The following is a 19,843-nucleotide window of genomic DNA, read 5'->3' as shown; positions in this document are numbered from 1 at the left end:
TCCCGCCTACGAGCGAAAGGACACCCCCCGGGGTGCCCTCTCAGCGTCCAGCTTACTTCGTATTTTGCTTGATGATCTTGTTCGCTTCTTCAACCATCCATGCCTGCACTTCATCGGATGATTTGTTCTCCAGAATAAACTTGGAGAAGCCGTCCGTCAGCAGCTTGTCCAGATCCTTCTCGTAGGAAACGGCGTTTTTGGAAGGCGGCAGCGCCTGAACCCGCTTGTCGAAGAGCGTATTCATGAGCGATTCCACATCATACAGCTCCTTGTTCGTGCCGATCAGCCGATCCACCAGCGGCTTCATATCGCCCTTCTTCCAGCCCGGCAGCTCGGTTCTCGCATCGGTCATATTCGTAGACACGAAGCGAATGAACTGGTATGCCGCGTCCTTGTTCTTCGAGTCCTTGCCGATGGACAGGAACTGCCCGCCCATGTACAAATCCGGCTTGGCATCCTTGGAAGGCAGAGGCACCGGGGCGAAGGCGGTTTTAAACTTATGCGGGAACTTCGACGTATCCCCAACCTCGCTGATCATCCAGTTGCCTGCGATGATCATGGCCGCCTTCTCATTGAAGAACTCGGAGCGGTAATTCAGCTTCGCTCCAATCACGTCCGCATAAGGCTTGGCCGATTTGTCTTCCTTCTCCATCGCACGGCGCAAATCGAAGAACCTTTTGTACGTCGGGTCACTGAAATTCGTCTTTCCGTCCTCGTACAGGAACGGATGCTGCATATGCACCTGAGCCGTCGGATTCGCATACAGAGACCAGTTGTGGAAGTACGTTCCGTAGCGTTTGCTCGGTCCGTCGCCTTTGTTCAGCTTCTTTGCATATTCACGGTAATCGTCGTAGGTCCACCCAAGCGTCGGAACCGGAAGCCCCGCTTCATCCAGCGCATCCTTGTTGAGGAGCACGAAATTCAGCGTAGTATTGTTTTGAATGCCATAGTATTTGTCCTTATAGCGCGGATTCACATAGTATTCGTCCTCCGGCTTTACCTTCTCCTTGGCATACTGCTCATCAAGCGGCGCAAGCACTCCCTGCTCCGCCCGTGCGAACAGATGGCGCGTATTCGGGAACAGCATGACATCTACTTGCTCTCCTGACGATAGCAGCACGTCTAGCTTCTTCATCGTCTCTTCGGAATTGCCCGGCACGAGCGGGATCGATTCCACCTTAATATTCGGATATTTTGCCTGGAATTGCTCGATGAACTTCTTGGTAACCCCTTCGGTCGTTTCGTTATCCCAATTGTAATACTTGATCGTTACCGGCTTGGATGCATCTCCCGCCCCGTCGCCGCCGGACGCTTGCTGATCCCCCGATTGGGCGCAGCCGCTCAGCAGTGCCAGTGTGAGGATCGATCCGGTAATCAGCTTCCCTGCTTTGAATGTCATAAGATTACTCCCCCTAGAGTGATTCTTCCTTGTGACTTGCTTGGCTTTATTATAGAATGGCGCGATTTCAAATGACGTGCACGATTGCATCCAGAACGTGCACTATTCTGCCCTGATGTCTACCCCTTCACGCCGCCTAGGGAAATGCCTTTGATGACCTGCTTTTGCAGTACCACGAAAATAAGGACCAGCGGAATAATCGCCGATAGGGAAGCCATCATCAAGACGGCGAAGTTGTCCGCGTAATCATCCTTGAACAGCTGCATGCCCAGTGTAATCGGGAACAGCTTCTTATTTAGGAGGAAGATCAGGGGATGCTGATAGTCGTTCCACGTCCAGATGAATTTAATAATGCCCACCGTTGCGAGAATCGGCTTGCAGAGCGGCAGCACAATCCGGGCGAAAATGCGGAAATAGCCGGCGCCGTCGATTTTGGCCGCTTCAATGTATTCGGGATGAATCCCCATCATAAACTGCCGCATCAGGAACGTAAAGTAGATGGAGAACATCATGGTAACGATCAACGCTGCATGCGTATTATAAAGTCCGAGCCACTTGATCAGCAAAAAACGGGGAACCAGTGTAGCCTGCTCCGGAATAATCATGAAGGTAAGCAGCACGCCGAACGCCCAATCTCTGCCCCGAAATTGAATCTTGGTAAACGCGAAGGCCGCCATGGAGGAGAACAGGATGGTGATCACCGTAACGATCAATGACAGCTTCAGCGAGTTCAAGTAAAACAAGTAGAACGGTACCTTGCCGAGCCATACCTCTTTAAAGTTATTCACCGTATTCCAAGCGGTAGGAATCCACTGGATCGGAAACACAAGCACATCCTTCTCATATTTCATAGCGGATGATGTCATCCATACGAGCGGCACTAGAAAAAATAATGAAAATCCCCCAAGCAGCACCGTCGTGGCCAGCTTCATATAATTGTCCAGCTTTCTTGTCATGGAGCCCGCTCCTTTCCTATATTTTCAAGGGAATGTCCTTCCTATCCCGCACTTTTCGCTTAGTAATGTACATACCGCTTCTGAATTTGCCAGCTGAGGAAGGTAATCACGGCAACGATGGCGAATAGCAGCCACGAAATCGCGGAGGCATACCCCATCTGAAAATTACGGAAGCCCTCCTCATAAATCCGATACACGATAACCGTAGAGGAATCGTTCGGTCCCCCGCCTGTCAGGAAAGCCACCAGATCGAATACCTTGAACGAACCCATAAGCAGCGTGATGAAAAGGAAGGAATTCGTCGGTCCCAGCAGCGGCAGTGTAATCGCAAAAAACTGGCGAAGCTTGGAGGCCCCGTCAATATCCGCCGCTTCATACAGCTCGTCCGGAATTCCGCTGAGCCCTGCCAAGTAGATGACGATCTGGTAGCCGATCCCCGCCCATATGGAGATGATGGCAATCGAGACCAAGGACATCTTCGGGTCCGCCAGCCACAAGGGCGGATTCTCCACGCCGATACTCCGCAGAAATTGATTAATGGGACCGAGTGAAGGATGGTACAAGGCACTCCATACCGCCCCGACCGCAATGATCGAGGAAATGTAAGGGATAAAGAAAGCTACTTTAAAATAGCTTTGGGCATACACCCGCGTATGAATGATCACCGACAGCACCAAGGCCAGCGCCATGCCGACAGGCACCGTCAGTAGGGTATAGATGAAGTTATTTTTCAGCGCGGACAGCACCTTGACGTCCTGAAACATTCGTGTGAAGTTATCCAGGCCGACGAATTTGATGGCCGATATGCCGCCGACCAGGTTCCATTCGCTTACACTCAGATACAAGGAAAACAATACCGGGAAAACATATAATACCAGAATGCCGACCATCTCCGGAGCCAGAAAAAACCACCCCGTTAGTGCGTCCTTCCGGCTATTGGTCCAGAACCTCCCTTGCTGCGCCATGCCCCGCGCCGCGCTTTTCCGCGCTTCTGCTTCCATGCAGCTCACCTCGTCTTTGTTATGATGTGTATCTACAATATAATCCGGCGAAGGGACGAAGACAGAAGATGATTTTGACGGAAACGTGCACTATTGTGTCCTTTGCTTAAACGTTTTGACAAAAATAAACCCTCCATGGAATGGGATCCATCGAGGGTCTACCATTTATTGCATGCCTTTCTTCACCCAGCCGGCAACGGTAACAACGCGCCCCGCTTGGTGCTTCACCGCCTTACGGTAAGCCTCCTTATCTCCGACCATCTGATTGTTCTGGTCCACCGAGACGCTGGTGCCGTACGGATTGCCTCCAGCCGCAAATAGGGCGGGATCCGTATAGCCCGGAGCTGCCACGATAGCACCCCAATGGTACATCGAGGTGTACAGGCTGAGAATCGTTGCTTCTTGGCCGCCATGCGCATTCTGTGCGGAGGTCATCGCGCTGACCACTTTGTTGACCGTTTTCCCATGGAACCATATCCCGCCTGTGGTGTCCAGGAATTGCTTCATCTGCGCCGCGACATTACCGAATCGGGTAGGCGTACTGAAAATAATGGCATCCGCTTCTACGATATCATCCTGCGTGACCACCGGGATGTCCTTGGCGGCCTCTACATGGGCTTTCCATGCCGGGTTGCCGTCAATCTGAGCCTGCGGAGCCGTTTCTTGCACCTTGAAAATCTTTACCTCCGCTCCCGCTTCCTTCGCCCCTTCGGCGGCCCATTGAGCCAGCTGGTAGTTGGTTCCGGTGGAGCTGTAATACACAATCGCAAGCTTAACTGTCACGGATATGCACTCCTTGGATTGGATTCATACATCTATGGATAGATTTTCCCAATTCCCGGAAGCATATCCTGAACCGGCTCAGTTGCTTGCAAAAAACGTCAAATAGTGCTCACCGAGCTTCCTCAAGACGTGAAGTGTCGCCAGCACATCCCCTGTCTCCAGGGAATGATCGCCCCCCTCGACGGGAACTACGACCATCCTCGGCAGGCTGCCGGTAAGCTTCACCTCGTCCGGACCGAACAGCGGATCCGCGGTTCCGTAGATCATCATCCCCTGCGACTGCTGCAGGTAAGGAATCGTCGCTTGGATCGGGGTCAGGAAGAGATGCTTGATTACTGCATCGCCCAGCTGCTCGGCGCAGCCGCCGGCCACCACGGTACCGAGGCTTTTGCTTACAAAGAGGATCCGTTCATACGTGTGCTCGCTCAAGACCTTGCGGATGGAGGCTATGCACTCGTCCACCAGGATGGAAAGCTGCTCGTTCTTCAGCTCCACTCTAGCCGCCTGGTAGCCGTACTCCAACAGCAGGACGTCGTGCCCCGATTGGAGAGCGGACTGAGCGGCATAGTACAGCAGGGGCAGCTCGTTAGGGTATTGTTTGCCGGGAAACTGCACGACGAGCGTAGTTGAGTTTACCGTAATGTGCCTTTGCACGACTTCTCTCCCCCAATAAGAGGGCTGTTGAATTTTGTTTAGCTTCATGGTCTTGGTCCGCTCCTTCGTTTGTATGTCATTGCCCGGTACCGGATAACGTTATATTTTCATCTTACAGTCGAGAGAAAGCAAGTCAAGGCTGCTTTAAGGTGATTTTGTAACGTTACAGCTTGCACATCGGTCCTGAGCAGGGTGCATACTCGCCTGTAACGTGACTTCATCATCTTATCGCATGACCACTGCCTGAGTTTGATCGCTGTAAGACGAAATATTAACGCTATCATCCCCCCATGCAAATAACGCCGCTGCCTCCTTGTCAGAAGCGAGCGGCGACCCATGTCCCGTTCAGCGGTTCTTATACCTGCACCGAGGCCCGATATTCCGATGGGGTCACCCCCATCATTTTCTTGAACACCTGTGTAAAATATTTTGGGTCCTGATACCCGACCATCGGCGACACCTGATACACCTTCACGTCGGTGTTGCCGAGAAGCGAGCACGCCCTTTCCATACGAAGCTTCGTTACGTACTCGAGGAACGTCATGCCCGTCTCCTTCTTGAACAGCACGCAGAAGTGGCTGCAGCTCAGCCCGATGAACTCCGACACCTCATCGATGCTCAGGTCGTGGTGAAACCGACCCTCGATGTACTCGGTCGCTTTGCGAATCGAGCGGAGCTCCTCCTCGCGGGAGGCTTCGGCACCGCAGATGAGCTTGGTGTATTCCAGCAGCTTCGCCAGCAAAAGCTCGTGCGCCTCCTGCAGCGTCCCGCAGCGCGGGAGGCTGGTGATCAGCTCCTTCAGCCCGGGCAGCGGCATCCCGCTTACATCCGACATGCGGCGGGAAATCCCCACCGAAAGCTCCACTAGCAGCGCAGCAGCTTCCTGCGAACGCATCCCGATCGCCCGCAGCTGCTCCACACACTCCTCAAGGCCCGCCGCCAGCCGCTCCCCGTCGCACCCGGCAAGGGCCTGGGTCAGCCGCTGCTCCCAGGGCTCAAGGGCCGGCAGCCGGGTCTTATGCAAGGCAGGCTCCTGCTCCGCAGCCGGAAGGTCGGCATACACCTGCTCCCTGCCTCCGGCGAACCGGCCGAGCAAACCGCGCTGAGCACTGCTATAACACGCGAACAGCGCCTCCAGTCCCTGGTGCTCCCGGCTGATTCCGACAGAGCAGCTTAGCTTGGTGCACGACTTGACGACCGCGATCATCTCCCGAGCCACCTGCTGCGCCTGCTCCGCACCGGCATTCGGAAGAAGCATCACCCACTCGCCGCTGCGGAAGGGAAATACCGTGTAAGCACCGCACGCCTCGCCGAACTCCGTCAGCACATTGCCTACGGCGAAAAACCACAGCCGTCTGTCCTCCCTGCTCCAGCTCTCCACTTCCAGCGTATCGTCGATGGTAATGACCAGCATGACATAGGAGTGCTCCAAATCCCAGCCCCGCAGCCAATAGGAGGGATGGAACAAGGCTTGGCTGCCTTCGATCATGCTGCTGATCATACGCTCTCTTACCAGACTGGAGAGCGCTTGGGAGGAACGCGTCAGGAACTCCCATTCCGACTGCTGCTCCTCCTCATGCTCAAGCTTCGCCTTCGCTTCGCGCATGACCGATTCCAGCTCCTCGTGATCCACCGGCTTGAGTAAATAATCGAAGGCCCCATAGCGAAGCGCCTCCCTGGCGTATTCGAATTCCCCATAACCGCTGAGCAGCACAAAGATCAGCGAAGGATGCCGCTGCATCGCTTCCCTCATCATGGAGATGCCGTCCATGACGGGCATGCGGATGTCACTGATCACCACCTGCGGCTGCAGCTCCTCAATTCGCTGCAGCGCGTCCTGTCCGTTGGAGGCTTCTCCCACAACGGACATTTGCAGCTCCTCCCAAGGAAGCGCCACCTTCAAGCTGCGCAGAATAATCGGCTCGTCATCGACGAGCAGCACTCGATATGCTCCGGACATTGATTCATTCCTCCTAAGCCCGTTACTTGCCGACAAGCTCGTAATACTGCCGCAGCTGCTCCTCCATCCGCTCCAGAGCAGCCCTTGACGTAAGCCTGCCCGCGATCAGCTGCTCGGTGACTTGGAAGAACGTCTCCTGCAAAGCCGGGGGCAGCGCGTTGTCATACGGCACGAAAGAGGGTGCCGACGCTTGCATCAGCTCGGCGATTTGCCGGTATACAGGTCCGGTTCGCTCATAATCCACCGAAATTTTCATGGACGGAAGCCGGTAGGACTCGTATACGATCCGGCGCTGCACCTCCGGCGAATAGATCGCCTTGAGCAGCGAAAGCGCCGCCTTGCGGCGTTCTCCCTCCAGCGCGGAGGACAGCCCCAGACCGAACGTGTAGCCGCTGGCAAGGCCTTCCGAGGTCGGCTTGGCCGCCGTCAGCTGGGGAAAGTTGAACACTCCGACGCCGCTGACAAAATCCGGCTTCGCCTGCTCGCTCTGGAACAGCTGCAGCTCCCAGCTCCCGTTCAGGAACATGGCAGCCTCACCTTCAAGAAACATCCGCTCGGAATCGGCAATACTGCGAGTGTCCGACTGCGGCGCGAAGGGCTGCAGCCTTGCAAACTCGAGGAACCGCTCCGTTGCTTTCTCGTAATCGGCTTGCAGGAAGGTGCCCTTGCCCTGAACAATCTGGTTAATTACGTCGGAGCCGGCATAACGCTGCAGGAAGTAGTGATAGTGCATCGCCCCCGGCCATCGCTCCTGATTCCCAAGCGCGAACGGAACCTTCCCAGCAGCCTTCAGCTTGGTGACCACCTGCACCAGCTGCTCCCAATTCGTCGGTACGCTTAGTCCCAGCTGAGCGAACAGATGTTTGTTATAATAAACCGGCTCGGCGAAGCCCTCGATCGGCAGTCCGTAGACGCCCGCCCCGAACGTCCATAAGCTGAGGTCATGAAAGCTGTTTAACAACCCGTTCTCCCGCAGGAACCCGGACAGGTCGAGCAAGCGCTCCGCCCGCACATACGGCTCGATCTCGGCGCCGCCGAAGAGAACGAATAGATCCGGGGGATTGCCCGTTACCATCTCGCTCTTCAGCCTCTGCTCGCGGTGTACGGTCTGATGCACCCCTTCGAAGTCAACGCGGATGCTAGGGTTCGCCTTCTCGAAGTTCTTGATCACTTCGGTCATGATCTTCAGCATCTGCTGATTATGCTGCTGCACCCATACATGGCGGAAGGTAAGCCGAATCTTCTCCTCCGGGGGAGCGCCCCGCTCGGGTCCGCAGCCGGCTGTGCCAAGCAGCAGAGCTGCGGCAATAAGCAGGGACCATCCCCGTTTCCAACGTGCTCGCTTGAATCCGATCATCCTGCCGCACCTCCTCCTCCGCCGCCCGATGTGATGCGGGGCATCCGAATGCGGACAACCGTCCCTTCGCCCGCCGAGCTGCAGACGATGATGCCGTACCTGCTGCCGAAGCGAATGCGCAGCCGGTCATGCACATTTTTCATCCCAACGCCCCGATGCTTCGCTTTGCTTACCTCCGGCTTCTTGTCCGCGAACAGCTCCTCCAGCCGCTCCGGTTCGATGCCGAGCCCGTTATCCGTAACCTCCACCACCAAATCGCCGGACGATTCCAGCAGCCGGATTCGAATAACCCCTTGGCCCTGGAGCCGCTCAATCCCATGATACAGCGCATTCTCAACGATCGGCTGCACGATCAGCTTCAGGGACAAATGATATTTCCACTGCTCCGGCACCTCCAGCTCGTACAGCAGCTTCTCTCCGAACCTGCACGTTTGAATAAACAAATAATGCCGAACATGCTCGAGCTCCGTACCGATGGGGATGAGCTCCTGCGTTTCGCTGATGCTGATGCGAAGCAGCTTGCCGAGAGAGATGACCAGCCGGCTGATCTCCCTATTGCCTTGAAGCACCGCCATCGAATTAATCGTTTCCAAGGAATTATAAATAAAGTGCGGATTGATCTGAGCGACCAGCGCTTGCAGCTCCGCTTCCTTCTTGCGGCGCTGCTCCTCCTCCACACGGGTAATCAGCTCTTGAATTTGGCGGCTCATCCTGTTAAAGCCTCTGACCAGCAGGCCCGATTCGTCCTGGTATGCTCTGCGTCCCATGCTCACCTCGGTAAAGCTTCCGGCTTCCGCCAGCTTAAGCGCCTTCGTAACGGCAATAATCGTATGAACCAGCTTTCGCAGGAACAGTAAGTCGAACACAATCACGCTGAACAGCGTTAACAGAATGAGCCCTACGGCCAAATTACGGATGCGGATCATCTCCGCGTACATATTATCGATCGGTGTAAGCGCGATCAAATACCAGCCTTCCACTTGCGAGGGATGGTATGTAATGAACGTTTCCTTCCCTTCATAGGCTTCTACGAAGGTTTCCCTTTCACCTGCAGATGTCAAGAAGGGAAACGGCAGCCCTTCCCCTAGATGCTTGCCCGATTTGCTGAAAATGACCGTCCCGTCCCGGTTCACCACGAGCATCTCGCCCTCCTGGATGGTGCCGGCCTCCCATAGAATATGGTCGATCGCATCCGTACGGACCGTCAGCACCAGGGTTCCGATGTCCTCCAAGGAGTAATAATCCTTCACCATGCGCACCTGCGTCAGCTGCTGTCCGACGAGCAGATCATTCTCATACGGTCCTAGCCACATCGGTCTCCCCTTCAGCGCCTTTACCTTGGCATACCAAGGCTGCGCCCGCAGCGAATCGAGCGGCAGCGCTGTGCCGGAGCCCGTCGTATGCACAAGCTCGTTCTGGTTATAGAGCGTCAGCGAGGTGATTTTGGGATGAGACAGCAGCAGATTGTTCAGCTCCGTCAGCAAGGCCCGCTCGGCCATGCCGTCTCCCCAGAGCAGTCCGCCCATGCGGGTCTGCTTCAGGAACTGCTGCACGACCGGCTGCGTAATGCTTAGATCCGATATTCCGTTCAGCTCGCCAAGCGCATATTGGATCTTCCGGTCGGTTTCCAGCAGGCTGCTGCGATAGTAGGCCTCCGTCTGCTCCTCGATTGCCCCGGAGAAAAGATAGTAGGTTACACCGCCCATCACGATGACGGGAATAAATACAAGGAGCAGCACGCCCAGCATAATCTTGTGGCGCAGCGACATTCAGCCTTCCTCCAGGGAAATCAAATTTAATAGTTAAATCTTAGCTCTTCACCGCCCCTGAGGTCAATCCGGAAATAAACCAGCGGCTGAACATGGCAAACACAATCAGCAAAGGCATGGTAGCAAAGAAGGTCGCCGACATGATCATCCCGTAATCGATCGAATCGTTTCTCGCGAACAAGCCCTGAAGCGCAATTTGGATTGTGAAATTATCGCTATTCTTCAGCACGACGAGCGGCCAGAAGAAATCGTTCCAGGTGTTGAGGAACGTAAAGATTCCGAGCGTCGCCGTAGCGGGCAAAATGACTGGCATTACGATCCGGTAATACGTCTGGAAATAGCTGCTGCCGTCAATCCGGCTCGCTTCAATCAGCTCGGAATGAATGCTTGCCTGAATGTATTGTCTCATCCAAAATATCCCAAATGCCGACACCATGCCCGGCACGATAATGGCTTTGTAGGAATCGATCCAGCTCAGCTTGCTCATGAGAATGTAGTTCGGCAGTACGCTGAGCTGCTGCGGCACGAGCAAGGTGCCTAACACAACGGCAAACAGCACCTTCTTGCCCGGAAATTCAAACTTGGCGAAGGCAAACCCTGCCAGGGAGCAGAAAAACAGCACGAACAGTGTCGTCAGACTGGACACCACGAACGAATTCCACAGCGCGCGGAAAAAAATGATCCGTTCGATTGCATTCATAAAATTCGTGATCAGCTCCGCACCGGGCACGATCGCCGGAGGGATCGAGTAGACGGCATCCCGCGTCCGTGTGGCGATGACCAGCATCCAGTAGAACGGATACGCGGACGCCGCCGCCCCTGCTATGAGTATGATATAGGTGAGCCACCGGGAGATGACTCCCTGCCTTTCCCCTACCGGCATTACGCTTCGCCTCCCATTCGCTTGGATATCCATGTATTGAGCAATGAGAATATCATCGTAAAGAAGAACAGAATCACGGCCGTCGCCGCGGCGCTTCCGAAGAAGGAGTTGCGGAACGCCTCCTGGTACAAATAAATGACCATCGTAATCCCCTCGGCACGGGTGGAGCCGGTACCGCCTTGGCTGAGGAACACGTAAGGCTCGGTAAACAGCTGCATGCTGCCGATCGTCGAGATTAGCACCGCAAAGATGATGAAGGGCTTAAGCAGCGGCACCGTAATATACGTAAACAGCTGCGTACGATTCGCTCCATCGATTCGGGCCGCCTCATACAGGTCTGCCGGAATGCTCTGCATCCCCGACAGGAAAATAATCGCGTTATACCCTGTCCAGCGCCAAAGAACCATGGTGGCAATTGCGATCTTCAGCGGCCAATTCTGAATGTTCCACGAATACGGGCCCAGGTCGATCAGCGACACGAGATAGTTGGCTAAGCCTTTGTTGGCGAACGCTGCGCTGAAAATTAAGGTAACCGCAACGATGGACGTAATGTTAGGAAGAAAATAGATCGCACGAAGCAGCTTGGCCCCGCGTAAAAATGCCGAATTCAAGGCAACGGCCAGGATCAGCGCCAGAATGAGCTGGGGAACCGTACCCATCGCCCCCATGATCAGCGTATTGCTGACCGAGGTCCAGAACGTGGGGTCGCCCATTACAAACTCGAAGTTTTGCAGCCCGACAAACTTCTTCGGACCGAGTCCGTTCCACTTGTACAGCGAAAGATAAAAGGTGAAGAAAATCGGATAAACCCCGAAGATCGCAAATAGGATAAAAAACGGCGAGATGAACAAGTAAGCGGCCAGCCGGCCTCTGCGGCGTTCCGTCAGCCAGGGCCGGGCCGTTGCGGCTGCAGCGGTTGCAGCGGTCTGAGTACTCATGGTTGTTTCCCTCCTCGTAGTGAGCTCCCGGAAGAAGACAGGTCCACGGAGCTGTGCCGTGAACCTGTCTTTGCCGGACGAAGCGGTTAGCTGCGCTTGTTCAGCTCTTTGATTTTCTTGATGGCATTATCCCACTCGGCCGCCGGGTCTCCGCCCTTCTGCAGTACGTTCCTGAGGCCTTCCTTCACGATGCTGTCCGTACCGTCATGCAGCTTGCCGTAACGAAGCGGTTTAACCGATTTGGCCGCCTGGGCAAACTGAACCGAGATCGCCTGGTCTCCGAAGAACGGATCCTTCAGATCCTTGAACTTCGCATCGTCATAAACCGCAGGAATGGACGGGAAAAGACCGTTGTTGATATAGGACTTCAGCTGACCGTCCTTGCTTACCAGCCACGAGATGAACTCATAAGCTTCCTTGGCGTTCTTGGATTCCTTCGGAATCGTCAGGAAGGAGCCGCCCCAGTTGCCCGCGCCCTCCGGCATTTGAGTAATTCTCCACTTGCCCGCCGCATCCTTGGCATTGCCCTTAATGACTCCACTCATCCAAGCCGGGGCCAGCATCACTGCGAATCCGCCCGTATTCGTCTCCTTCGCCCATTCCGGCGTCCATAGCGTATTCTGGCCTACCCAGCCTTCCTTAATGGCCTTGGCGGTGTAGTCGTACGCTTTCTTCACTTGCGGGTTCTTATCCCCGATAAACTCGTCATTGCTGTTATAGTAAAGCTCTGTGCCTTGGTCACGCACGGCATTGAAGACCAGATCCGGCATGTCGACGAACGTCTTGCCCGTCTTCTCCTTGAACTTCCTTGCCGTCTCCGCGAACTTATCCCAAGTGGCAATCTCCTTGGCGAAATCCTCCGGCTTGCTAGGGATCCCCGCTTGCTCCAGCAGGTCGGTCCGGTAATAAACGACCGTTGGCCCTACATCTGTCGGAAGGCCCAGCTGGAATTTACCGTCCACCGAGGAAGCCTGCTTCCATTTCCAATCCAGATAGTTGCCTTTGATGCTGCCTGCACCCAGATCATTAAGGTTATTGAATTTGTCCTTCGCTTCCATGAACTTTTCCAGGAAGGCGATCTCCAGCATGAAAATATCCGGTGCTCCCTTGCCTGCCGACAAGGCTGTAAGCGCATTGTTATGATGCACCGTCTGGTCCGACGTGTTCTGAATCTTGATCGTCACGTTCGGCTTCACAGCCTTATACTCCTCCGCCAGCTTCTCATACCCGTTCGTACCGAGCGACCAGAAGATCAGCTCCACCGGCTTATCCGTCTTCGTCTCGTTTCCTGTCGCTTTTCCCGGGTCTGCCGCCGGTGTGCTGCTGCATGCCGTAACAGCCGCTGCCAGCAGAAGGGCCGTGCCCGTTTTCCCCCAAGTTTTCAACCATTTCATCTTTTCGTATCCCCTCTCCCATAGTGCTTCACGTAATTCCTTGCTCCTTTATGATAGGAAAAAAGCGAGCGCTTGCAGAGGAGGCAATCCTTCGATTTAGGGTTGAAATTCTTATGCAGGGGCGGTCCTTAGTTCGAGTGGGCTAAGATGATTTTTAAACCTTACAGCGGAAGGGAAGGCCGCCCGCGGGTACATTAAGGTGATAAAACGGCTTTACATTGTGCAAACGTCCCTCTGACTCGGGGGAAGCTTCGTTGTAGCGTTATTTTTTCACCTTACGAAGGTGATAGAGCCTATGCTTATCTCCGTAAGGTGAAAAAGTAACGCTACGAAAAAAGACCCGACACCATCAGGAAGTGTCGGGCCGTTCTATTCGCATATTAATACGTCAACAGGCTTCTTAAATAACGAGAATCAGCGACAGCCGCATGGTACAGCTCTTCCTTATTCTCATGGCTGCTTACGCCTTCTGTAAATTCAATCGTAAAGGTGCCCCGGTAATTATATTTCGCAAGAATCTCGATTCCTTGATCGACCCGCTCCGGATTGCTCTCCAGCTTGACGCATGCATTCTGCGTATTGCGAAGCTGCACATGAATATGTGAGATGGTCCCTCCCAACCGGCCGAACCATTCGTCCAATTGCTCCGGCGTGCTCGGGAAATGAACGATCGCCTGAAAACGGGTATCCCTGAACTGCCGGAACACTTGCTCTGCAAATGCAGGGTCCTCCATCACCGTTCCGGGATGACATTCGCATAGAAGACGGAAATCCTCAGGCAGTTGCTCGGCCCAGCGGTACAGGTTACAGAGGTAGGTCTCCATGTCCGAGGCCTGTTTGCCCAGATTGTACTTGACGCCGCGGGCGCTCAAGGCGCGGATCAGTTTCGCTGCGGCTTGCCGATGAGCAGCCCCTTCCTCGTCGAAGCTGGCGTAGGAATTAAAAACCTCAATGGGGGCCCCGTACTTCCTCAAAAGCTCCAATTCCTCTTCTTCGCAAAGCATCGCGTGATTTTCCCAAAGCTCTATCCCGTCAAAGCGGTCTGCATGAAATCGGTCGATCCACTCACTGACACGGAAGCTGGGCAGTCTTGAGCCCCACCGGTTTTTCTCCAGCAGCACAGTTCCAATATTAATTTGATACATTTCATCGAAGTCTCCTTCCAGATACTTGCCAAATAATGACACCCTTCCATTATGCGTTTCCATTGTGTAGAGTGTAGGAAAGGAGCTGAGAAACGATGCTGCAATCCATTGTCCATATCGCATTAGTCGTTAAAGATTATGATGAGGCTATCGAGTTCTATACAAAAAAGCTGCATTTCACCTTGCTTGAGGATACCTATCAACCGGAGCAAAATAAACGTTGGGTCGTCGTGGCTCCTCCCGGCTCCATGGGCACAAACATATTACTAGCAAGAGCCTCAACGCCCGAGCAAGAGTCGTATATTGGGAATCAGACGGGAGGAAGAGTTTTCTTGTTTTTGAATACGGATGATTTTTGGAGAGACTATCATGACATGGTGTCCAAAGGGGTCGAATTCGTTCGAGAGCCCAAAGAACAGCCCTACGGCATGGTTGCCGTATTTAAGGATTTATATGGAAACCTGTGGGATCTTCTGGAGCTGAAAAAGGATCATCCCTTATCCGAACGCACGAAGTAGCTAAAAGGGCCGTGAGGAAGATTCCAGTATAAGCTTGATTTTTTTCAAGTCTTTGTTGTTGGCTCTCTTCATCATCATAGACATAAAGGGAGAAACTATTGCAGAAAATCCCTTGGGATTCCCTCTGTTGCGTAAAGTCATCCTTGTGGAGCGTTGACCCGCAGATTCCCACGTATATGTCGTTTCCATGGGAAAAGGACCGTCAACCGTGCTCATCACTAGTCTTCTTTGCGGGATGTATTCCTTGATTTGATACACATAAGATAGCTCCTTCCCCAAGAAAGCAGCTCGAAATGCAACTTTAGATCCAACCTGAAGCAGCTTTGGTGTCCGCCACTCCACGGACGTAATATTGACATACCATTCAGGCGCGTTGTCCGGGTTAACCGCATATTCCGAAACCATATCAAGTGGACAATGAATGATTATTTCCGTTTTTACATCCACCATGCAGGATACCTCCAAAGCGCTGAGATTCGTTCCCCCGTCCAGGTTCCGTTGTACAGCGGGTTCATTTGTTATATTCTTACCTGAAGTCAAGTTATACATAATAAAGGAGCAATGTGATGCCGACAGATGCAGGTACAAAAGAAAATCCGTGGAAGCTGAAGACTCCTCCTCAAACATCCGAATACGAAATGTATAAGGACGAAAAAGACGGAAAAGCCATTCTCGTTTGCACGGTAGGTAAAACAGTTTTGCATTATGACTATCGCTGCATCGACGACTTACACGCTATGCTCAGGCAGCATGGAGATTGGATCGAGCTTGGCAGCGCCGATGAACAAAAACCGGCTAAAGAAGGGACTGTTGAAGCTTGGGGCCGTTCCCCTGAAAACCCAATTGGCGGATGGTATGGCCTAAAGAAAGGCTTTCGCGGCAGATTCGGCATGTATATCCCCCCGCTGCTCGAAGCATTAGGCTTTGCTGAAGTCGAGCACAACCCAAGGAACAATCGTATGAGGGCTCTCCCTGATAAGTAATTGCCTATGCAAACAACCGCCCTTAAGCAGGGCGGTGTTCTATTAATCGAAATCGTATCTCTGTTCCTTCCAAGGATTACCATACATGTGATAGCCATTACGCTCCCAGAAGCCCGGCTTATCCTTCTCCATGAATTCAATGCCTCGCAGCCACTTCGCGCTTTTCCAGAAGTACAGGTGCGGTACGACCGTGCGAACCGGGTATCCGTGCTCCGGGGTCAACGGTTCTCCGTTATGCTTGATGCCCAGGAACGTCGTATCCAGCAGAAAGTCCTCAATCGGCAGATTCGTGGTCCAGCCGTGCTCTGCGTGAAACATCACATACTTCGCCTCCGGCTTCAGCTTCACCTTCTCCATCAGAGTGGACACCGATACGCCCTCCCACACATTATCCAGCTTCGACCAGGTCGTTACGCAGTGGATATCGTTCTTGAATTCCCGCCGCGGCAGCGCCATAAACTCATCGAAGGTGAAGGTCAGCTCTTCCTCGACCAAGCCGAAGATTTTCAAATCCCACTTGCTTATGTCATGATAATAAGGCACGCTGCCGTAGTGCAGCACGGGAAAGCCTTCGGTCAGCGTTTGGCCCGGCGGCACACGGTCATTCGTTTCTTTGTTTCCGCCATTAAGCATAATAATCCCTCCCTGCATTGCTTATGTATTTAATATAACCCGACAGAGGCTGTTTCTTCCAATTCATAAGCTATACCAGCTTCTCCACCAGCCGGTGAACCGCTAAGACTTGATCCGCTCGAATGGTACAAGCCTCCGGCTTCTCCAGCGATTCAAGGAAATGCTCCACGACGCCAACGAAGCCGCGCCGATACAGCACCGTCTCCCAGCTGCCGAAGGTATGCATGCGGGGCTGAGCTCCTTTTTCATACCAAGTCGCCGTCTCCATGCTCGTTACTTCAACTGAGCGGCCGCCTCCATGCAGTTCGAGCTTCTCGGAATCAACGCCGGCCGTTCTTACCATACTAAATTGGCCAACGGTAGGAACGCGCTTTGAACGCAGGGCATGTCCGCTCCGGTCTTGGGTAAAGGCTAAGCTTCCTGTTCCGAAGCATAGACGACCTTGATCATCCGTATGTTCCCGGTAGTCGGTTACCGAGTAATCCTCTCCCCCGATCCACAGCAGCAAATCCAGCATATGAATCAGATCATCATAGAGCGTGAATTTGGAGGTCATCTGCTGCAAGCCCGTACGATGCTTCTGCGCCACACAAAGATCAAACCCTCCCGCCTCTTCCAGCCACGCTTTGCTCTTTACATACAGAGGCGCAAAGCGGCGATTGAAGCCTACAGCCAGCAATCGGCTTTGTTCCTTGGCATAGGCGGCCATTTGCTCCGACTTGCCGATCACATAGGAAAGCGGTTTGTCCACATAGACGTGAACGCCTTCACGCAAGCATGTCATCACCAATTCATGGTGCGTCTCCGTCGGACTGTGAATAAACACGGCCTCCGGCTCCGCCCGAAGCAGCTCTTCTACGGAAGTGAAACGGCCCGCAATACGGTATTGCTCACCCACTCGCGACACGGTCTCTTCCGAACGACTGGCAATGCCAACAATATCAACCTTCGGGTGGGAAGCCAGAATAGGCAGGTATGCCTTCTGCGCGATGTCTCCAAGACCGATCATCCCGATTCTCGTTCTCATCCTCATATCCCCCTTTGTTCATGTAGATGAAGCGTTAAGGAGGAAGACTTTCTGCGATTGTGTGAGCAAGCTCTTGGAAGAAGGCATAGTTCTTTCTCCTTACAAAAATTTGATATGGAATCCCCGAGGGAAAGCCTTCAAAGACCGTGCCCGATATGATAAAATAGGAATGTTGCAGCAATGCAAACTACTGCCTTCCATCTGGGGGACTACTCATCATGACCAAGAAAAATCAGCTTTTGTTGGCCGGTTCGATTGTATTATTTATCGGATTGCTGCTGCTCGCCGTTTATTTCGAATCACAGCATTTCATATATGCAGCCAGCGCGCTGCCCATTCTCATCGTGCTGCTTCTGCCTGACTGGCGCCGGGATCAATATGTTACCGCCGCCAAATCCAGCCGATTTGAGCTTCATCGCCAATCCGCCGGCGAAGATTCCCTGCTGACGATCACCTTCAAACCCGGTGCCGTTCGCTGGAGCAGCCGCCGCTTGTTCATTCGCTTCGAGGAAGCGGTGAATGCGGAGATGAGCCATCAGGCCGTGCCGGCTACCTCGATTGCCGTGCTCCCGTACGATCTGCTGCCGCATCCCAGCAAGGCCGGCTGGATCGGGATCGAGCTCGGACAGCTGGTCGAGCGTACGCGGGGGCTTTCCTACACGACAGACGAAGTCACCAGGCTTACGATCCGAATGAACGAGCTGGAGATCGCGGCTTTGGATATGGTTTCTTCTTCATCCGCTGCGGCAAAGACCGGCAGCAAAAGTGTGCAAGCGTAAGCGGCAGGAGCTCCTGCCGCTTTTTTTGGCTGTGCCTTGTGCCATTCTCAGTGGATTAACGGATCGCAGAGCCAATGAGCCAACGTTCGGGTCATGGTGCCTGTCCCGCCCCGCGGCTCGGTTCCCCGCTCATCCCACAGCCAGGCGGTGCCTCCCGTGTCCAGATGAAGCCAAGGGGTGTCTCCGGCAAAATAACCGATGAACAGACCACCCGTGATGCTGCCCGCCCAGCGGTCTCGCGAGGTGGAATTTTTGATGTCGGCGACTTGACTCTTCAGCATGTCGTGGTATTCCGGATAGTTCGGGAACGCCCACAGCCTCTCCCCAGCCCGCTTGGCCGAATCGAGCAGCTCCTGCAGCAAGCCCTCGTCATTAGCCACAGCGCCGGTCGCCACATCCGCCAAGCTGACCAGTACCGCGCCGGTGAGCGTAGCCACATCTACAATGCGCGTTGCACCGAGCTCCTTTGCATACAGCACCCCATCCGCCAGCACGACACGGCCCTCCGCATCCGTGTTAAGGATCTCGATCGTCTGCCCGCTCATCACGGTTACGATGTCGCCCGGTTTGAATGCCGTCCCCGACGGCATGTTCTCCGCCGCAGGAATGACGATCACCACATTGACCCTCGGCTTGAGCTTAGCCAGGACATGGATCAATCCAAGCAGCACGGCCGCCCCGCCCATGTCGCTGATCATCTCCTCCATGCCCTCCGGCTTCTTCAGCGAGATGCCGCCGGTATCGAAGGTGATGCCCTTGCCGACGAGTCCTACGGTGTCGGCCGAGCCCGGATCGCCCTGGTACCTCAGGGCGATCATCCGCGGAGGGTGGGCGCTGCCCATGCCCACCGCGTACAAGCCGCCCATGCCGCGCTCTCGAATCCGGTGCTCATCCAGCACCGTGCATTCGAGGCCGTACCGGGCGGCCAGGTCTTGCGCAGCCCGCGCGAGCGAATCCGGCACCAGCAGGTTGCCGGGCAGATTCGTGAGATCGCGGGCCGTGTACGTGGCCAGCGCGAGCGCCCGCGCGGCCTCCACGGCGCGCAGCAGCTCCGGCTGCGCGTCCGACGCGACCCTGCCGCACAGCAGGGTCACGTCCAGCGCGGGCGCCTCCGGCCCGCGCAAGGCAAAGCTCGGCATGCGGTAGCTGCCGAGCCAGAGCCCCTCCGCGAGCGCGTACGCGAGCTCGCGGCTCACCGCGGCGCCCGGCGCAGCCGCCGCGTGAAGCGGCACCGCAAGGCGCTCCAGCCCGTGCTGGAGCGCGGCGCGTGCCGCATGGACGCCGGCTGCGCGCCAGGCATCCGTCCCGAGGCGGGCGGCTTCGCCAAGCCCGCACAGCAGCACGGCCCGGTAGCCCGGCACCAGGCCGAGCGTGGGCAGCGCCTCGGTCTCGGCGAGGCGGCCCCGGAAGCGTCCGCGCGCCTGAAGGCTGCGGACCTCCTGCACGAGCGCCGGGGGCAGCAGCTCGCCGGACGCAGCCAGCAAGGCGCCGTCCGACGCCAGCGCCTCCTCGCTGACGGGCACGACCAAAGCCCCGGATGCCGCCCCCTCAGCCTCGGTCTCCTCCCAAACCAAGCGAATTTCCGTCTTCAACTGTTCGGTAACATAGGTTCTCAGCAGGTCCAAGGAATTGCCGCCCTCCTCTATCTTTTGACTATCTCCAAA

At 54.9% G+C, this 19,843-nt stretch carries 19 protein-coding genes; 3 read left to right on the top strand and 16 right to left on the bottom strand.

Going from position 1 to position 19,843, the window contains the following annotated elements; translation table 11 throughout:
* Window positions 1-52 precede the first annotated feature (52 nt).
* The 12 genes from QMO62_RS21225 to QMO62_RS21170 form a co-directional block, all read right to left on the bottom strand.
* Window positions 53-1,399: an ABC transporter substrate-binding protein gene (locus QMO62_RS21225; protein WP_284644033.1), complete on the bottom strand. Its 1,347-nt coding sequence runs from the start codon at window positions 1,397-1,399 to the stop codon at window positions 53-55.
* Window positions 1,400-1,518: 119 nt separating this feature from the next.
* Complete coding sequence (locus tag QMO62_RS21220) at window positions 1,519-2,355, bottom strand: carbohydrate ABC transporter permease (protein WP_284644031.1); 837 nt, start codon at window positions 2,353-2,355, stop codon at window positions 1,519-1,521.
* Window positions 2,356-2,414: 59 nt separating this feature from the next.
* The gene (locus tag QMO62_RS21215; protein WP_284644030.1) at window positions 2,415-3,356 is read right to left on the bottom strand and encodes a carbohydrate ABC transporter permease; all 942 of its coding nucleotides are present in this window, start codon (window positions 3,354-3,356) and stop codon (window positions 2,415-2,417) included.
* 165 nt (window positions 3,357-3,521) lie between these two features.
* A complete protein-coding gene (wrbA, locus tag QMO62_RS21210; RefSeq protein ID WP_284644028.1) occupies window positions 3,522-4,139 on the bottom strand; it encodes an NAD(P)H:quinone oxidoreductase in 618 nt (205 codons plus the stop codon).
* A 78-nt stretch (window positions 4,140-4,217) separates the two neighbouring features.
* Complete coding sequence (locus tag QMO62_RS21205; RefSeq protein WP_284644026.1) at window positions 4,218-4,841, bottom strand: alpha/beta hydrolase; 624 nt, start codon at window positions 4,839-4,841, stop codon at window positions 4,218-4,220.
* A 307-nt stretch (window positions 4,842-5,148) separates the two neighbouring features.
* On the bottom strand, window positions 5,149-6,753 hold the full coding sequence (locus QMO62_RS21200) for a response regulator (RefSeq protein WP_284644024.1): 1,605 nt from the start codon (window positions 6,751-6,753) through the stop codon (window positions 5,149-5,151).
* 22 nt (window positions 6,754-6,775) lie between these two features.
* Window positions 6,776-8,110 (bottom strand): ABC transporter substrate-binding protein, encoded by a 1,335-nt coding sequence (locus QMO62_RS21195; protein WP_284644023.1) that lies wholly within the window; start codon window positions 8,108-8,110, stop codon window positions 6,776-6,778.
* The gene (locus QMO62_RS21190; protein ID WP_284644021.1) at window positions 8,107-9,879 is read right to left on the bottom strand and encodes a cache domain-containing sensor histidine kinase; all 1,773 of its coding nucleotides are present in this window, start codon (window positions 9,877-9,879) and stop codon (window positions 8,107-8,109) included. Before QMO62_RS21190 ends, QMO62_RS21195 begins: the two co-directional genes overlap by 4 nt.
* A gap of 40 nt (window positions 9,880-9,919) precedes the next feature.
* A complete protein-coding gene (locus QMO62_RS21185) occupies window positions 9,920-10,762 on the bottom strand; it encodes a carbohydrate ABC transporter permease (protein WP_284644020.1) in 843 nt (280 codons plus the stop codon).
* Window positions 10,762-11,700, bottom strand: a complete 939-nt coding sequence (locus QMO62_RS21180; RefSeq protein ID WP_284644018.1) for a carbohydrate ABC transporter permease — start codon at window positions 11,698-11,700, stop codon at window positions 10,762-10,764. Before QMO62_RS21180 ends, QMO62_RS21185 begins: the two co-directional genes overlap by 1 nt.
* Before the next feature lie 86 nt (window positions 11,701-11,786).
* Window positions 11,787-13,094 (bottom strand): extracellular solute-binding protein, encoded by a 1,308-nt coding sequence (locus tag QMO62_RS21175; protein WP_284644016.1) that lies wholly within the window; start codon window positions 13,092-13,094, stop codon window positions 11,787-11,789.
* 380 nt (window positions 13,095-13,474) lie between these two features.
* Complete coding sequence (locus QMO62_RS21170; RefSeq protein WP_284644014.1) at window positions 13,475-14,239, bottom strand: IolE/MocC family protein; 765 nt, start codon at window positions 14,237-14,239, stop codon at window positions 13,475-13,477.
* A 95-nt stretch (window positions 14,240-14,334) separates the two neighbouring features.
* Between QMO62_RS21170 and QMO62_RS21165 the strand changes: the two genes are divergently transcribed.
* Window positions 14,335-14,757 (top strand): VOC family protein, encoded by a 423-nt coding sequence (locus tag QMO62_RS21165; protein WP_284644012.1) that lies wholly within the window; start codon window positions 14,335-14,337, stop codon window positions 14,755-14,757.
* On the opposite strand, the gene QMO62_RS21160 is transcribed toward QMO62_RS21165, so the two are convergent.
* Window positions 14,758-15,207: an SRPBCC family protein gene (locus QMO62_RS21160; RefSeq protein WP_284644011.1), complete on the bottom strand. Its 450-nt coding sequence runs from the start codon at window positions 15,205-15,207 to the stop codon at window positions 14,758-14,760.
* 116 nt (window positions 15,208-15,323) lie between these two features.
* Here QMO62_RS21160 and QMO62_RS21155 point away from each other — a divergent pair, with 116 nt between their 5' ends.
* A complete protein-coding gene (locus QMO62_RS21155) occupies window positions 15,324-15,740 on the top strand; it encodes a DUF6855 family protein (protein WP_284644009.1) in 417 nt (138 codons plus the stop codon).
* Between the two features lie 42 nt (window positions 15,741-15,782).
* On the opposite strand, the gene QMO62_RS21150 is transcribed toward QMO62_RS21155, so the two are convergent.
* The gene (locus QMO62_RS21150; RefSeq protein ID WP_284644007.1) at window positions 15,783-16,373 is read right to left on the bottom strand and encodes a sulfite oxidase-like oxidoreductase; all 591 of its coding nucleotides are present in this window, start codon (window positions 16,371-16,373) and stop codon (window positions 15,783-15,785) included.
* A gap of 70 nt (window positions 16,374-16,443) precedes the next feature.
* Complete coding sequence (locus tag QMO62_RS21145) at window positions 16,444-17,400, bottom strand: Gfo/Idh/MocA family protein (protein WP_284644005.1); 957 nt, start codon at window positions 17,398-17,400, stop codon at window positions 16,444-16,446.
* Window positions 17,401-17,618: 218 nt separating this feature from the next.
* Between QMO62_RS21145 and QMO62_RS21140 the strand changes: the two genes are divergently transcribed.
* On the top strand, window positions 17,619-18,179 hold the full coding sequence (locus QMO62_RS21140) for a hypothetical protein (protein ID WP_284644003.1): 561 nt from the start codon (window positions 17,619-17,621) through the stop codon (window positions 18,177-18,179).
* 47 nt (window positions 18,180-18,226) lie between these two features.
* On the opposite strand, the gene QMO62_RS21135 is transcribed toward QMO62_RS21140, so the two are convergent.
* Entirely contained in the window at window positions 18,227-19,804 is a 1,578-nt protein-coding gene (locus QMO62_RS21135) for a leucyl aminopeptidase (RefSeq protein ID WP_284644001.1), read from the bottom strand.
* Window positions 19,805-19,843: the final 39 nt, after the last annotated feature.

Source organism: Paenibacillus silviterrae (genome assembly GCF_030167925.1).
GTDB lineage: Bacteria > Bacillota > Bacilli > Paenibacillales > NBRC-103111 > Paenibacillus_G > Paenibacillus_G silviterrae.
The sequence above is the reverse complement of the archived record's forward strand: the minus strand, read 5'-3'. Positions and strand labels throughout refer to the sequence as shown.

Coding starts and splice junctions, on each gene's coding strand:
- QMO62_RS21215 (WP_284644030.1), bottom strand. CDS start 3,356: ATGGAAGCAGAAGCGCGGAAAAGCGCGGCGCGGGGCATGGCGCAGCAA.
- QMO62_RS21225 (WP_284644033.1), bottom strand. CDS start 1,399: ATGACATTCAAAGCAGGGAAGCTGATTACCGGATCGATCCTCACACTG.
- QMO62_RS21175 (WP_284644016.1), bottom strand. CDS start 13,094: ATGAAATGGTTGAAAACTTGGGGGAAAACGGGCACGGCCCTTCTGCTG.
- QMO62_RS21165 (WP_284644012.1), top strand. CDS start 14,335: ATGCTGCAATCCATTGTCCATATCGCATTAGTCGTTAAAGATTATGAT.
- QMO62_RS21185 (WP_284644020.1), bottom strand. CDS start 10,762: ATGCCGGTAGGGGAAAGGCAGGGAGTCATCTCCCGGTGGCTCACCTAT.
- QMO62_RS21200 (WP_284644024.1), bottom strand. CDS start 6,753: ATGTCCGGAGCATATCGAGTGCTGCTCGTCGATGACGAGCCGATTATT.
- QMO62_RS21160 (WP_284644011.1), bottom strand. CDS start 15,207: ATGGTGGATGTAAAAACGGAAATAATCATTCATTGTCCACTTGATATG.
- QMO62_RS21170 (WP_284644014.1), bottom strand. CDS start 14,239: ATGTATCAAATTAATATTGGAACTGTGCTGCTGGAGAAAAACCGGTGG.
- QMO62_RS21205 (WP_284644026.1), bottom strand. CDS start 4,841: ATGAAGCTAAACAAAATTCAACAGCCCTCTTATTGGGGGAGAGAAGTC.
- QMO62_RS21220 (WP_284644031.1), bottom strand. CDS start 2,355: ATGACAAGAAAGCTGGACAATTATATGAAGCTGGCCACGACGGTGCTG.
- QMO62_RS21195 (WP_284644023.1), bottom strand. CDS start 8,110: ATGATCGGATTCAAGCGAGCACGTTGGAAACGGGGATGGTCCCTGCTT.
- QMO62_RS21145 (WP_284644005.1), bottom strand. CDS start 17,400: ATGAGAACGAGAATCGGGATGATCGGTCTTGGAGACATCGCGCAGAAG.
- QMO62_RS21140 (WP_284644003.1), top strand. CDS start 17,619: ATGACCAAGAAAAATCAGCTTTTGTTGGCCGGTTCGATTGTATTATTT.
- QMO62_RS21150 (WP_284644007.1), bottom strand. CDS start 16,373: ATGCTTAATGGCGGAAACAAAGAAACGAATGACCGTGTGCCGCCGGGC.
- QMO62_RS21180 (WP_284644018.1), bottom strand. CDS start 11,700: ATGAGTACTCAGACCGCTGCAACCGCTGCAGCCGCAACGGCCCGGCCC.
- QMO62_RS21155 (WP_284644009.1), top strand. CDS start 15,324: ATGCCGACAGATGCAGGTACAAAAGAAAATCCGTGGAAGCTGAAGACT.
- QMO62_RS21190 (WP_284644021.1), bottom strand. CDS start 9,879: ATGTCGCTGCGCCACAAGATTATGCTGGGCGTGCTGCTCCTTGTATTT.